Genomic DNA, 13,654 nt, shown 5'->3' on the forward strand with positions numbered 1-13,654 from the left:
GCGAGCTTGCTCGCGAAACGATCGGACAGACAACCCGATTCAAAGAGCCACGTTCAAACCTTCAGCACCAGCTTGCCGAAGTTCTCGCCGCTGAACAGCTTCATCAGCGTTTCCGGGAAGGTTTCCAGCCCCTCGACGATATCCTCCTTGCTCTTGAGCTGCCCCTTGGCCATCCAGCCGGCCATTTCCTGCCCGGCGGCGGCGAACTGGGCCGCATAGTCCATCACCACAAAACCTTCCATGCGCGCGCGATTGACCAGTAACGACAGGTAGTTGGCCGGGCCCTTGACCGCCCCCTTGTTGTTGTACTGGCTGATGGCGCCGCAGATCACCACCCGGGCCTTGAAGTTCAGGCGGCTGAGCACGGCATCGAGAATGTCGCCGCCGACGTTGTCGAAATACACATCGACGCCTTTCGGGCATTCGCGCTTGAGGCCGGCATGGACGTCTTCGCTCTTGTAGTCGATGGCTCCGTCGAAGCCCAGTTCGTCGATCAGGAACTTGCATTTGTCCTGGCCGCCGGCGATGCCGATCACCCGGCAGCCTTTGATCTTGGCGATCTGCCCGGCAATGCTGCCCACCGCGCCGGCCGCGCCCGACAGTACCACGGTTTCACCGGCTTTCGGCGCACCGACGTCCAGCAGGGCGAAATAGGCGGTCATGCCGGTCATGCCCAGGGCCGACAGGTAGCGCGGCAGCGGCGCCAGTTTCGGATCGACCTTATAGAAGCCGCGCGGCTCGCCGAGGAAATAGTCCTGCACGCCCAGGGCGCCATTGACGTAGTCGCCGACGGCGAAGCCGGGATTGTTCGAGGCGATCACCTGGCCCACGCCCAGGGCGCGCATCACTTCACCGATGCCCACTGGCGGGATGTAGGACTTGCCTTCGTTCATCCAGCCGCGCATGGCCGGGTCGAGGGACAGGTACTCATTCTTCACCAGGATCTGCCCGGCCGCGGGTTCGCCGACGGGAACCTGCTGGTAGGTGAAGGTTTCGCGGGTCGCCGCGCCCACCGGGCGTTTGGCGAGCAGAAACTGGCGATTGGTCTGGGTGGTCATGGCAGGCACTCAAGGATCGATGGAACCCTAGTTGATAGACCTTCAGCCCTGATGCCGCAAGGTTTGCCGCTGTAGCGAATAGGGGGCGATCCAGAGGCGTGATGGTCGTATGGCGACTTTCATCACCACCGCGGATAAGTCGGCAACCGGCCCTCTGATAGTGCTGCCGCGTGCCCGTTGCCTGTGCCTAGACTGGGCGAATCCGATCCATGCATTCCATTGAGGGCATCACCATGAGCATGACGTTTTCCGGCCAGGTCGTTTTGGTCACCGGCGCAGCGGCGGGTATTGGCCGGGCCACGGCCCTGGCGTTCGCCGCGCAGGGGCTGAAAGTGGTGGCGGCCGACCTCGATGTCGCCGGTGGCGAGGGCACGGTGCAATTGATTCGCGCCGCCGGTGGCGAGGCGCTGTTCGTGCGCTGCGACGTTACCGATGAGGCGGATGTGCAGAACCTGATGGCCCAGGTGGTAAGCAGCTACGGCCGCCTCGACTATGCCTTCAACAATGCCGGGATCGAAATCGAGAAGGGCAAGCTGGCGGACGGCACCCTGGACGAGTTCGACGCGATCATGGGAGTCAACGTCAAGGGCGTCTGGCTGTGCATGAAACACCAGTTGCCGCTGATGCTCGCCCAGGGCGGCGGGGCCATCGTCAACACCGCATCGGTGGCCGGTCTGGGCGCGGCGCCGAAGATGAGCATCTATGCCGCCTCCAAGCATGCGGTGATCGGCCTGACCAAGTCGGCGGCCATCGAGTACGCGAAGAAGAAAATCCGGGTTAACGCGGTGTGCCCGGCGGTGATCGACACCGATATGTTCCGCCGTGCCTACGAGGCCGATCCGAAGAAAGCCGAATTCGCCGCGGCCATGCACCCGGTCGGGCGGATCGGCAAGGTCGAGGAAATCGCCAGCGCGGTGCTGTATCTGTGCAGCGACGGCGCGGCCTTCACCACTGGCCATGCGCTGGCGGTCGATGGTGGCGCCACCGCCATCTGACGCTCGCTTGCCTTAGGGACGGCCCTGGTGACCAAGCGTTGCCAGGGCTGTACCGGATCGACCTCGACCATTCTGAAAACGACCTGAACGTAGCTTTTTGCCATTATTCCGACGCCAGAGACTTGTGCTCCAGTGCAGCCCGTTGCGAACCTGCAAAACTGGACAATGGCCCTGTTGCCATTGGGGACTGGAAGGGGACTGAGCGCAATGAATTCGGCCACGAACGGACGTTTTGCCAATCTCGGCATGGCGAAAAAACTGGGTGTCGGTTTCACCCTGGTGCTGCTGCTGACGGCACTGGTAGCCGCCATCGGCGTCTGGTCCCTGCAGACCATCAGCCAGCGCTTCGATGGCCTCAAGCAGATGTCGTCGCTCAACAGCGGTTTGCTCAAGGTGCGTCTGCTCGAACAGAACTATGCCTTGCACGGTGACGCCAAAACCGCGGACGCCTTGCACGAGGGCGTCGACGCCTTGCTGGCCCTGGCGGCGCAGCTCAAGGAACGTTCGGCGGCGAATGTGCCGGTGATGACCGATGTCGAGCAGGCGCTGGGGGCTTACCGCAAGGCTTTCGACGAGTTCGTCGAGCTGACCCAGGCCAAGGACCTGGCGCTGGAAATGGCCAGCTGGTCGGTGTCCAGCGTGGCCAATAACCTAGACGTGCTGCAGGCCGGCCTGGCCGATGACGGTACCTATAGCCTCAAGGAATCCGCCGGCAAGGAGGGCAGCGAGTTCGTCGAGCAGGCCAATCAGGTCAGCCAGGTCTCGCGCCTGATGCTGCAAGCCATGAACGAAGCCCGGGTGCGCCTGGACCAGAGCCGCAAGGGCGAGGAAGAGGTCGAGCAGGGCAAGATCGAGCAGGCCGATCAGGCCCTGGCCCAGGCCGAGCAGCTCAAGACCCTGGTCAAGGACGCCGGTTATCAGACGGTGCTCAACGAAGTGGTCGGGCATATCGGTGGTTTCAGCGAGAAGCTCGCCGAATACACCGGCTTGCTGGCGCAGGAGAAAAAGGTCTATCAGCAACTGCACGAGCGCGCCGCGCAAGTGATGGAGCGGGTCGACCAGGCGTACGGCGCGCAGGATCAGGCGATGCAGGCGGAGCTGAAAAAGAATTCGCTGCTGATCGTCGCGTCTTCGGTCCTGGCGTTGCTGGTGGGTGTGTTGGCGGCCTGGATCATTACCCGCTTGATCGTCACTCCGCTGCGCAGCGTGATGCGCGTGGCGCAGCAGATCGCCGCCGGTGACCTGAGCGCGACGGTGGAGGTGACGCGCCGGGACGAAATCGGCCAGTTGATGCTGGCGATGCAACAGATGGGCAGCGGCCTGAGCGGTATTGTCAGCGGCCTGCAGGCAGGCATCGAACAGTTGGCCAGCTCGGCCCAGTCGCTGTCGGCGGTGACCGAACAGACCAATCTGGAAGTCAGCAGCCAGAAGGAAGAAACCGAGCAGGTGGCCGCGGCGATGAACCAGATGACCGCCACCGTGCATGACGTCGCGCGCAACGCCGAAGAAGCTGCACAGGCGGCGCAGACCGCCGACGACAAGGTCGAAAGCGGCCAGCAGGTGGTGCGCCAGAGCATGCAGCGCATCGAACAGCTGGCGGATTCGGCCACCAGCGCCAGCTCCAGCATCGAAAGCCTCAGCGCCGAGATCCAGAACATCGGCACCGTGCTCAGCGTGATCAAGAGTGTCGCCGAGCAGACCAACCTGCTGGCGCTGAACGCGGCCATCGAAGCGGCACGTGCCGGCGAGCAGGGCAGGGGCTTCGCGGTGGTGGCCGACGAAGTGCGGGCCCTGGCCAAGCGCACCCAGCAATCCACCGAAGAGATCGAACGCCTGGTCAGTGCCTTGCGTTCGGCGGCGCAGTCCTCGGTGCAGCAGATCCAGGGCAGCGGCGAACTGGTCAAGCTGGCGGTCAGCGATGCGCTGCAGACCGAAAGCGCGCTGGGCAGCATTGCCACGGCGGTGTCGCTGATTCAGCAGATGAACCAGCAGATCGCCGCGGCCGCCGAACAACAAAGCTCGGTCGCCGAAGAGATCAACCGCAGCGTCACCAGCATCCGCGCCAGCGCCGATCAGTCGTCACTGGCCATGCAGGGCAATGCAGCGTCGAGCATCGAGCTGGCGCAGTTGGGGGCGGAGTTGAAGGGGATGGTCGGGCATTTCCGGTTGTAATGCCGCGGGTGCTTGCTACAGGCTGCGCCGCCAGGGGTGCAGCCTTATAGACCGTGCCGCGCGAATGGCTCGCGCGGCTGTTGCCGGTCAGTCGTAAATGGCTTTCTTCTTCCAGTCGGCGTCGGCTTCGACGACCTTCAGGCCTTCGGTCAATTGGTTGACCTCGCCTTCGACCGGCTGGGTATTGGTCAGCACCATCGCGTTGGAGCGGGCCAGGAGTTTTTCCAGGTACTCCAGCTGTTCCCGATAGACCGCCGGATCCGGCTGCTTGCGCAGGTACTGCACACCGCGCTCGAACGCCAGGCGCGCCTGGCCGGGTTGTTCCTGCTGCAGGGCGTACTGGCCGAGGTTGTTGAAGAACTCGATATGCAGCAGCACCAGGATATGGCGGATTTCCCTGATCCAGTGCTTGGCTTCGTTGGTCGGCAGGAAACCGTCCTGGGCGGCGCGCGTTACCTGGCCATGCAGGGCTTCCAGGAGAAAGCGCACGTCCTTGGCCTTGGCTTCGGTCTGGATCGGGCAGGGCGGGTTGTTGACCGGAATCGATTCGCCCTGGCCGATCAGCGCGTTCAACTCGGCGATACGCGCCTTGAGCGCGGCATCGGACTTGTTCAGGTTCAACAGACGCTGAACGACGTTGAGCTCCAGGCGGGTCATCAGCAGCTTGAGCCCTGGCGACATGAACTGGCCGGGGAAGGTCTCGGTGATTTCGCCACAGCGGCGCAGGCGGTCATTGAGTTCGACCTTGGTACGGGCCTTTTCCAGTTTGTTGTTTTCCACCACATGGTTCATGTAGCCAATGGCGATCAATATTACGATCCCGGCTACTACTAGCAGGGTGATCATGAGTGGTGTCACCGTGTAAGACCTCTTTCTGGGGTTCGCGTACGAGTGGCGAGTGTAGTGACTTAGCCTTGGGGCGCCTAGCGCAGGTCGACGAGCAGAAACAGGCCGATTCTCTGCTTATATAGGAAATGTCTGGCTGGTTTCATATTGCCATCACCTAAGGATGTGGACTATAGCGTCTTGTCGAGTGTCAGAATATAGGCGTCAAGGCACAGGCTGCACAAATGCCCGAAAGGGCTCGCAAACCACCCCGAAGTCATTGATTTAAATAAATTTATATCAGGGGGTTGACGACCCTCCAATCCATCCATAGAATGCGCGCCACTTGCAGCGTAAAGCACACAGCGAAACGCGGCAGGGAGTGAATGTTGTAGCGTGTCCCCTTCGTCTAGTGGCCTAGGACACCGCCCTTTCACGGCGGTAACAGGGGTTCGAGTCCCCTAGGGGACGCCATTTGCGGGAATAGCTCAGTTGGTAGAGCACGACCTTGCCAAGGTCGGGGTCGCGAGTTCGAGTCTCGTTTCCCGCTCCAAACATGGAGCTACAGATTCTCAAAGGTCTGTAGTTCATCGAAAAAGGGTCCCATTCGGGACCCTTTTTTCGTTTCCGTCGACAGTGGCCGAGTTTCGGTCCGTTGCTCCTCTGCAGTGCGGGATGACGCTGCTTTCCCCTTGTCCTGTACGCTGACGCAGATCCTGTTCGGCGCCTGCATGCTCCTGACCGTGCGCCCAGCCTTTGTGAGTAGGCGTTTGGCACAGGGTTTGCGAAGGTCTGGGCCTGATTGACCATCGATAGAGTGGTGCACCTTTAAATGAGTATCTGCGTGGCGACAACTAAGGGTAATTGGCGGGCGGTCATCGCACTGGCGTTGGCGGCCTTTGTGTTCAACACCACGGAGTTCGTCCCCGTCGGGCTATTGAGCTCGATCGGCAGCAGCTTCGACCTGTCGACGGCCCGGGTCGGTCTGATGCTCACTCTCTATGCCTGGATAGTGTCCCTGACTTCGCTACCGGTCATGCTGCTGACGCGCAACGTCGAGCGACGCAAGCTGTTGCTCGTGCTGTTCGGGATGTTTATCGCCAGTCATATCCTGTCGGGGCTGGCCACGAGTTTCGGCATGCTGTTGCTGAGCCGGGTCGGTGTGGCCTTGTCCCATGCGCTGTTCTGGTCCATTACCGCGTCCCTGGCGGTGCGTCTGGCACCACCGGGAAAACAGGTCCAGGCCCTGGGCTTGCTGGCCACCGGTACTTCCTTGGCGATGGTGCTGGGTATTCCCCTTGGCAGGTTGCTGGGCGAGGCCATGGGCTGGCGGACCACCTTTATCGTGATTGCTGGCCTGGCTACCGCGCTGGTGTTCTGGCTGGCCAGGAGCCTGCCGTTGTTGCCCAGCCAGAACTCGGGTTCTCTCAGAAGCCTGCCGGTGCTGTTCAAGCGGCCTGCGCTGATGGCGCTCTATGTATTGACGGCCCTGGTGGTCACCGCGCAGTTCACGGCTTATAGCTACATCGAGCCTTTCATCAAGGTGGTGGCCGGCTTGAGTGGCGATGTGGTGACCCTCATCCTGCTGCTGTTCGGTGGCGCCGGTATCTTCGGCTCGCTGTTGTTCAGCAGGTTTCACCGCTACAGCCCACAGCGCTTTCTGCTGGTGACGGTGGCATCGCTCATTCTGTGCCTGGCATTGCTGTTGCCGTTGAGCGGGGAGGTCTCGTACCTGGGCGGGCTCAGCCTGATCTGGGGGATGGCGATCATGGGCTTCGGGCTGGCGCTGCAGTCCAGGGTCCTGGTGCTAGCTCCGGATGCTACCGATGTGGCAATGGCGCTGTTTTCGGGGATCTACAATATCGGCATCGGCGGCGGCGCGCTGCTTGGCAGCTGGGTAGGGGGCCAACTCGGGTTCGCCTATATCGGCTTGGCTGGAGGCTTGCTGGCGACCTTGGCGCTGCTGCTCTACTGCGCGTCCATCTACCGCCTCACCCGGTCCAGCGTTTTGGGGGGCGATCCTGCTGAGGGCGCGGTCGAGAAGTAGAGTCCGGGAGCAGGGCATCGAGAGGCGCCAGATAAAAAAGAGGGGCAATGATTCGGCTGAATCATTGCCCCATTTTTTCACTCAGACAACAAGCCCTGCCTCCCTATGACGGGGGGCAGAGCTTCAGTTCTCAGAACTGCAGGCCAACCTGCGGCACCTTGGTCGCTTCACCAAAGACGCTGTTGTTGGATTGCTGCTTCGAATTGAAGTCGATGCCGACCAGACCACCGTAGAACTGCCCGTAGGCGTGAGAACCATCGATCTTGCCGCCTGCCGATGACAGGTGCAGCTTGCCGAAGTTCATCCCCGCCAGCCCGCCCAGGCGAGCGCCATAACCGCCGCTGACGTTGCTGGTGGTTGTGGAGTTGCGGATTTCTCCTTCATTCTGTCCGGCCAGACCTCCCACGCTGCTTTGAGCGCCGCCAGTGACCGAGCCTTTGACGGAGGCGTTGCCGACCTTGCCCTGTTGCCTGCCGACCAGACCGCCGACCAGGCTGGTTGTACCACCGCTCACCGTGGCGGATACCACAGCATCGTTGATATCGCTACCTTGGCTATAGCCGACCAGGCCGCCGACCTGGCTATTGGTGCCGCCGTTCACCGTGACCGATGCCGAGGAATTGTTGATACGGCTGTCCTGGCTATGACCGACCAGACCGCCGATCTGGCTATCGTCGCGGCCCTCTACCAGGGCGGATGCCGAGGCGTTGGTGATATCGGTATTCTGGCTGTGGCCGACCAAGCCGCCGATCCGGCTGCGATAGTAGCCGGTCACGGTGGTGGATACCGATGAGTTGGCGATATTGTCATTCAGGCTATGGCCGACGAGACCGCCGATACGGGCATCATTGCCGCCTGTAACAGACTGGGAGGTGGAGGAGGCATTAGCGATGGAGGACTTTTCGCTATAGCCGATCAGGCCACCGATGTTCGCCTTGTCGCCACCCGTCACCATGCCGGAGACTGTCACATTATCGATATGGCCGTTCCGGTTGTAGCCAATCAGGCCGCCCACATTGCTACCGTACAGACCGGCCACATAGCCTTTGGCCGAGCTGTTGCTGATCGAGCCGTCCTGGTTCGTGCCGATCAGGCCGCCTATATTGGCATTCCTACCGCCTTTTACCGTGCCGGAGGCCGAAGCGTTATCGATGCGGCCGCCCTGGTTGTGACCAACCAGGCCGCCTAAATGGCTACTGTATCGGTCGGACACGTTGTTGCTGGCAGAACTATTGGCAATCGAACCACCCAGGTTCTTGCCCACCAGGCCGCCGATCGCTTCCGTGCCATTGCCGGTTACGTCGCCGCTGGCGTGAGAGTTGATCAGCGAACCCTGGTTGGAGCCAACCAGGCCACCGATCCGACCAGCCCGGCTACCTGCGACATTGGTGCTGGAGCGGGAATTGCTGATGCTGCCATCGCCCGTATTCTCACCGACCAGGCCGCCGATGTTCAGGTTGGCGCCGGCGAGGTCGATCGTGCCGGTGCTGGAGGCATTGGCGATGACCCCGCGGTTCGAGCCCACCAATCCACCTGCGTTTCTGGAATCACCATTCATCAACCCCCTGAGGCTGACATCGGCATGGCTATTGGTGATTTTTGCCACGCCATCGGGGTTGGTGATGTTTTCACCCACCAAGCCACCCATTGCAAAGGTGTGCTGGTTGCCGATCACCTGGCCGCTGGCCGAGGAGTTGGCGATGTCGCCGGCCAGGTTGAGCGCAACCAGGCCACCCAGCGAGTTCAGATGAGAGGCTCCGGTCACCCGTACATCCTTGGCCTTGACGTTGCGGATGCTGCCCATGTTCACCGCGGCAAGCGTGCCGACCTGGGTGTTGTAGTAGGTGGAATAGGCGCCGCTGGCTGAAATGCGTTCCAGGTTCAGGTTGCTGATCTGCCCCAGGTTCGCGCCGAACAGCCCGACAAAGGCAGTGGTGCCATAGATCGACAGGTCGCTGATGGTATTGCCCAGGCCATCGAGCTTGCCGGTGAAGGCGTTGCCTTCGCCAAGCGTTTTGAATCTGCCTTGGCCGGCGATCTGGTTACCCAGTACATAGCGGCCATCCATGTTGTTTTCGATATCGCGCAACTGTTGCAGGTTCTGCACCACCTGGTAGGACTCGCCGTTGGCGCTGAAGCGGGCATCCGCACCGGAGAGGGTGACGCTCTTGTCATCCTTGAGGCTGTGGCCGTTTTTGGAGTTCAGCTCCAGGCTCGCTCCCGTTCCGGTCAGCGCGACACCGTCATTCAGCCGGATGCCGCCCTGCGCGGCATTCAGGGCCAGGGCTGCGCCGGCACCGGTGGCGCTCAATGCCGCATTCACCTGGACGTCGCCGCGTTCGGCGGTCAGGCCGAGCTTGTTGCCGCTGTTCCAGGACACCGCCTTGTTGACCGACAGGTTGCCCTTGCTGCTCAGTTCAACGTTGGTCCGGGCCAGGTTCTGGGCCAGGGTATCGGCGTGCAGGGTAGGGGCAGCGCCGGTGGTGCCGCCCGTTCCGTTGTTGCCGTTGATACCGCCGTCAATGACCAATCCACGCGTGGACGGATTCTCTGCCTTGGAAACGCTCACCTCGGCCGCGCTGATCTTCCAGGTACCGGTCGTGCCCTTGTCGGCGTGCGTATCCACTTGCGCAGCCAGTTGCACTTCGACCTGGGCGCCGCGGTTTTCCACCACGCCACCGTTGCCCTGGCCGCCAAGGGCGCTGGCGTCCTGGCGTCCGGCTACCTGGACGATGCCATTGTCGCCACCGTCCAGGACAATCTTGCCGGCCTTGTTCTGCAAGGTCTTGGCCTCGATTACGCCCTGGTTGCTCACCACATTGTTCAGCAGGCTGCTGGCGCTGCTGGCGGTCATCAGCACCTGGCCGCCGTCGGCCTTGAGCAGGCCGCCGTTCTGCACCAGGGCATCCACCGCGGCACCGTTCACCTGCAGGTTGAGCAGGCCGTTGCCGTCGAAGTTGACGCTGAAGTCCTTGCCCGCGCCCAGCGCGACGCTGCCCATCTGCGCCTGGATCACGCCGCTGTTGCTGACCTGGGCACCTAGCAACGCGACGCTACCGCCCTCGCTGGCGGTGATCTGGCCGGCGTTGCTCACGGCAGAGCTGGAGTTCCCGGCAAAGCGGTAGGTGCCGTCGAGGAAGTCCTTGTCGCTGATGTTCTGGGTGGAGGCCACCAGGCCGCCGACGTTGACCTGGGCGGACTTGCCGAAGACCACGCCATTGGGGTTGATCAGGAACACCTTGCCGTTGGCATCGATGCGGCCCTGGATATCGCTGCCATTGGTGCCCAATACCCGGTTGAGGGCGATCGAGCTACTGCCGGGTTGGTGGAAGCTGACGCTTTCGTCGCCAGCGACGCTGAACTCGTTCCAGTTGGTGATCAGCTTGTTGCTCTGTTGGTCGACGCTCATGTGTTTGCCGTCGGGGGTGGTGTTGATGCTGGCGTCGCCCGCGACTATCGCGGCACCACCCGGCAGGGCGAAGGCCGGGGCCTGGGCCAGCAGACCCAGCAGCGAGAAGCCGGCGGCGATCACGACCTTGAGGCGGCTGGATTTTCCTCGGCGCCGGGTTCCTTCGCTGGCGACGTTCCAGCAACCAGTGGCCTGGTTCCAGATCAGTGCATAGCTTTTGTTCATGGTGCTTCCTCTATATGAATACTCTGCTGATCCCCCCAGCAGAACGGGTACAACGGATGCGGGGCTGGTACCGAGGCGATCACGCAAAGCCGCGGCGCCATTTCCTCCTGTCGGGAGGGAATGTTGTTTGTCTCATCCACGCTTGATCTCATGGGCTTCGAAGCGGGGGAGACTCATGAGTCCGTTTGTCAGGTGAGACCTGCTACCTAATGTCTAAAAAATTGATTGCGAGCCTATACACGGCAGAGTCGATGTCTGGAGTTTTTTGCATGTAAATGCATGGTTGCTCAGAGGGCTGTATTAATTAACAAAAGAAAATGAAATAAAAAACCAGAACTTTCCTAATTGGTGTGCGGCGCTTTCCTAGTTGAAGTAAGACAGCAAGCTATTTGCGCTCGTCATGTTGAAGTCCTTGCAGTCTGACGCCCGATGGGGGGCGTAATCTGAAGCGCAATACCGTGGGGAAACCGCCGCTTTTTCCTCTTTTTGGAGCTCTCAAACCAGCGGTCCAGAGCCTTAAGTCTGTCTGGCAGGCTTTCTCGATCATCGAGCCTGGGCGGTTTCGGACTGCGCTGCTTTTGTCCTGTGAGTAGGTTGTCTAAGTTAAAGTTTTGATAAAACAAGACAGGGTAGATAATTTATTCAAATCAGGAAGTATTAGAACCTTGACGGTATGGTGTCGAATATCAGGGAGGATAGAAATATACCCTCGGCCTGGAGTTTCTGAGTCGAAAACACTAGTTTCAGGAAGTACTGGGCACAGGCATATCTAGCGATACTCACTCTGAGAGTGATACTGGTTCTGTTCGCTCTTTTCTACTGTCGTATATGAGTGAGCATGGCGTTCGTTTTAGGAATTGTCCTACTGATTGCGACGCCGATCTAATGTAGTTTTCCTGCCTCCTGACTTTCTCGAACGTCACGAATACCCGCACGGTTCGCCTCATCGAGTCCATCGCTGTTTTTGCATGGCGCGTAACAACGGGGTTCTGTCCTTCGACACATATCGAGGTAGAGAATTTACCGTGAAGACTCCAGCCATCGCCGGATTGATTCTGGCCAGTTTCGCCCTGTTTTTTCCTGCTTTCTCCCAGGCCGGCATCAACCTGGAAAACACCCGTGTGGTGCTTGCGGCGCCGAGCAAGGAAGCGTCCCTGGTGATCAAGAACAGCGCGGCCGAGGACCTGATGTTTCAGGCCTGGGTCGAGTCGGCCGACAAGAGCGAGGATGTGCCCTTCGCCATCACCCCGGTGCTCAAGCGTCTGGCTGGCGAACAGCAGCAGGTGTTGCGCATCCTCTACAGCGGCAAGGGCCTGCCGACCGACAAGGAGTCGGTGTACTGGCTGAACGTGCGGGAGGTTCCGCAAAAGTCCCGGCAGGAAAATACCCTGCAAATCGCCGTGCAGCAGCGCCTCAAGCTGTTCTACCGGCCGGCCGGGCTACCGGGCAAGGTCGCGCAAGCCCCCCAACAACTCAAGTGGCGCCTGCTTGCCAAAGACGGCAAGCCCTATCTGGAGGTGACCAACCCGTCGGCTTTTCACCTGTCGTTTGCCGGGATCACGTTGCGGATGGGAAGCAAGGGTTTCACCGCGCCGATCGATATGGTCGCGCCGGCTGCGACTTCCCTGGTCGAGATGGCGGAGCTGCCGAGCGGCGTCCAGGCCAACGACCTCAAGGTTGAGTTCGAAGTCATCGGCGATTTCGGTGGAATTCTCAAATACGACGGCGCCATTTCCGGCTGAGGCCTGGCGTCTGGAGACGGGAACGTTCTCGCTCCTTCTTTGGAGGCATCACTGACTTGTACCCGGGCACTTAATGAGCGTGGGAAGGAACTTTATATATGCGCAAACTGATATTCCCCTCTGATGTTTCTATCCAGCCTGTTTGCTCAGGATGTATTTGCAGCTTGTGAATGGGTTGGCCACATGGTGTCGCCGGACCCGGTAAAGGAATTCATTCTCCCGGCTCGAACAGTCATCAATGCGGTTCCCATTGGAAAGGAGCTGGCTAAACACAGGATGGACCTCTGGACCGTGACGGAGGGCGTCAGGTGTACCGAAAACCAGACGGCCTCTCTCACCATGAATGGTGGGTTGATCCCCTCGGCCCTGCCCAATGTTTATGAAACAGGTATCAAGGGTGTTGGCGTGAAGTTCTGCCTGGCTCTGAACCTGCCAGGAAACGACTACGCTTTTTGTGTTCCGTTTTATATGTCGAACCGCACTGGGCTGTATACCTCCCGGTTTATAGATGTGGTGTTCGTTCGTACTGATCGCGCTGTCGCCTCAGGCAATATTCCGATGAACGTCGATGTGATCTGGAAAATAGGCGAAAAGTCCCTGGTGGCCAGAACACGAAGCAGTACCGAATTGGTCAACGATGTGTTTTTCGCCGGGTGCGAGTCGGTGGGGGCGGCAGTCAATGTGCAGATGGGCAAGCAGACCATCCAGCACATCAAGAATGGCAGTGTCAAAGAGGTGCCGTTCAACTTCGATGTCCGCTGCGAAGGCTTGAAACCTGATACGAAAGTTCCGGTAAAAGTCTACTTCGAAGGCAACTCCCAGGCCGACGGCCTGCTCAAGCTTTCCAACCTGGGCCAGGCGGGTGTTGCATCGGGGGTGGGCATTTCCCTGGTCAACGATAAGGGCGTCAAGTTGCCATTCGATATCTCCAGATCCATCGCCCTCGATTGGAACAGGGAGATTGCGGAGGGCTCCATTTACCGGTTCTCCGGCAGTGCCAAATATGCCCCCACAGGTGGCGAGATAAAGCCGGGCAAAGGCGATGCGACCATGAGTTTCGTTCTTAACTACAACTGATCGTTGTTGGCGGTGGGCAGCAATCCTTTTGCTCGCGGACCTGATCCCGGCCTCGGCCGGATCGCTGTCGCCAGCCCTCGGTTATCCAGCTTTTCCGAGCGCAC

The 13,654-nt window shown here is 60.4% G+C and carries 8 protein-coding genes and 2 tRNA genes; 7 read left to right on the forward strand and 3 right to left on the reverse strand.

The window, feature by feature from the left end; all coding sequences use genetic code 11:
- Positions 1-53: 53 nt before the first annotated feature.
- On the reverse strand, positions 54-1,058 hold the full coding sequence (locus tag BM019_RS09340) for an NADP-dependent oxidoreductase (RefSeq protein ID WP_092418103.1): 1,005 nt from the start codon (positions 1,056-1,058) through the stop codon (positions 54-56).
- Positions 1,059-1,291: 233 nt separating this feature from the next.
- Between BM019_RS09340 and BM019_RS09345 the strand changes: the two genes are divergently transcribed.
- Both BM019_RS09345 and BM019_RS09350 read left to right on the forward strand, forming a co-directional pair.
- Positions 1,292-2,053 carry an SDR family oxidoreductase gene (locus BM019_RS09345; RefSeq protein WP_062826197.1) on the forward strand — a complete coding sequence of 254 codons (762 nt, stop codon included), beginning with the start codon at positions 1,292-1,294 and terminating at the stop codon, positions 2,051-2,053.
- Positions 2,054-2,260: 207 nt separating this feature from the next.
- Entirely contained in the window at positions 2,261-4,225 is a 1,965-nt protein-coding gene (locus BM019_RS09350) for a methyl-accepting chemotaxis protein (RefSeq protein ID WP_092418104.1), read from the forward strand.
- Positions 4,226-4,312: 87 nt separating this feature from the next.
- Here BM019_RS09350 and BM019_RS09355 read toward each other — a convergent pair whose 3' ends face one another.
- The gene (locus BM019_RS09355; RefSeq protein WP_092418105.1) at positions 4,313-5,083 is read right to left on the reverse strand and encodes a hypothetical protein; all 771 of its coding nucleotides are present in this window, start codon (positions 5,081-5,083) and stop codon (positions 4,313-4,315) included.
- 365 nt (positions 5,084-5,448) lie between these two features.
- Between BM019_RS09355 and BM019_RS09360 the strand changes: the two genes are divergently transcribed.
- From BM019_RS09360 to BM019_RS09370, 3 genes are all read left to right on the forward strand, one after another.
- Positions 5,449-5,524, forward strand: a tRNA-Glu gene (locus BM019_RS09360).
- A gap of 3 nt (positions 5,525-5,527) precedes the next feature.
- Positions 5,528-5,603, forward strand: a tRNA-Gly gene (locus tag BM019_RS09365).
- A 279-nt stretch (positions 5,604-5,882) separates the two neighbouring features.
- Positions 5,883-7,097: a sugar transporter gene (locus BM019_RS09370; protein ID WP_092418106.1), complete on the forward strand. Its 1,215-nt coding sequence runs from the start codon at positions 5,883-5,885 to the stop codon at positions 7,095-7,097.
- Between the two features lie 130 nt (positions 7,098-7,227).
- Here BM019_RS09370 and BM019_RS09375 read toward each other — a convergent pair whose 3' ends face one another.
- Positions 7,228-10,731, reverse strand: a complete 3,504-nt coding sequence (locus BM019_RS09375; protein ID WP_092418107.1) for a GLUG motif-containing protein — start codon at positions 10,729-10,731, stop codon at positions 7,228-7,230.
- Between the two features lie 1,025 nt (positions 10,732-11,756).
- Here BM019_RS09375 and BM019_RS09380 point away from each other — a divergent pair.
- Together BM019_RS09380 and BM019_RS09385 are read left to right on the forward strand one after the other, a co-directional pair.
- On the forward strand, positions 11,757-12,473 hold the full coding sequence (locus BM019_RS09380) for a fimbrial biogenesis chaperone (protein WP_092418108.1): 717 nt from the start codon (positions 11,757-11,759) through the stop codon (positions 12,471-12,473).
- 123 nt (positions 12,474-12,596) lie between these two features.
- Entirely contained in the window at positions 12,597-13,550 is a 954-nt protein-coding gene (locus BM019_RS09385) for a fimbrial protein (RefSeq protein ID WP_239691056.1), read from the forward strand.
- Positions 13,551-13,654: the final 104 nt, after the last annotated feature.

Origin of the sequence: Pseudomonas sp. NFPP07 (genome assembly GCF_900115645.1) — a bacterium.
Classification (GTDB): Bacteria; Pseudomonadota; Gammaproteobacteria; order Pseudomonadales; family Pseudomonadaceae; genus Aquipseudomonas; species Aquipseudomonas chlororaphis.